Here is a 1,094-nt window from a genome sequence, read left to right on the forward strand (position 1 = left end):
GTTGACCACGGTAAAACTACCCTGACTGCAGCAATCACTACCGTTCTGGCTAAAACCTACGGCGGTTCTGCACGCGCATTCGACCAGATCGATAACGCACCAGAAGAAAAAGCTCGTGGTATCACCATCAACACTTCTCACGTTGAATATGACACCCCGACTCGTCACTACGCGCACGTTGACTGCCCAGGGCACGCCGACTACGTGAAAAACATGATCACCGGTGCTGCACAGATGGACGGCGCTATCCTGGTTGTTGCTGCAACTGACGGCCCTATGCCTCAGACTCGTGAGCACATCCTGCTGGGTCGCCAGGTTGGCGTTCCATACATGATCGTGTTCATGAACAAATGCGACATGGTAGATGACGAAGAACTGCTGGAACTGGTAGAAATGGAAGTTCGTGAACTTCTGTCTGCTTACGAATTCCCAGGCGACGACATCCCGGTCATCAAAGGTTCAGCGCTGAAAGCACTGGAAGGCGATGCTACTTGGGAAGCGAAAATCATCGAACTGGCAGAAGCACTGGACAGCTACATTCCATTGCCAGAGCGTGCTATCGATAAGCCATTCCTGCTGCCAATCGAAGACGTATTCTCCATCTCCGGCCGTGGTACAGTTGTTACCGGTCGTGTAGAGCGCGGTATCGTTAAAGTGGGCGAAGAAGTTGAAATCGTCGGTATCAAGGACACTGTTAAGTCTACTTGTACGGGCGTTGAAATGTTCCGCAAACTGCTGGACGAAGGCCGTGCTGGTGAGAACGTTGGTGTTCTGCTGCGTGGTATCAAACGTGAAGATATCGAACGTGGTCAGGTTCTGGCTAAACCAGGTTCAATCAAACCACACACCAAGTTTGATTCCGAAGTGTACATCCTGAGCAAAGATGAAGGTGGTCGTCATACTCCATTCTTCAAAGGCTACCGTCCACAGTTCTACTTCCGTACAACTGACGTGACCGGTACTATCGAACTGCCAGAAGGCGTTGAGATGGTTATGCCTGGTGACAACGTGAACATGGTTGTTACCCTGATCCACCCAATCGCGATGGATGACGGTCTGCGTTTCGCAATCCGTGAAGGCGGCCGTACTGTAGG

1 protein-coding gene is annotated in these 1,094 nt (G+C 51.5%); it reads left to right on the forward strand.

Going from position 1 to position 1,094, the window contains the following annotated elements; genetic code table 11:
• Positions 1–1,094 (forward strand): elongation factor Tu (tuf, locus tag AACU55_RS16785; RefSeq protein WP_134707156.1); only part of this gene is annotated, 1,094 nt, incomplete at both ends.

The organism is Rahnella sp. CJA17(1/100), assembly GCF_963881615.1.
In the GTDB taxonomy this organism is placed as follows: Bacteria; Pseudomonadota; Gammaproteobacteria; order Enterobacterales; family Enterobacteriaceae; genus Rahnella; species Rahnella aceris.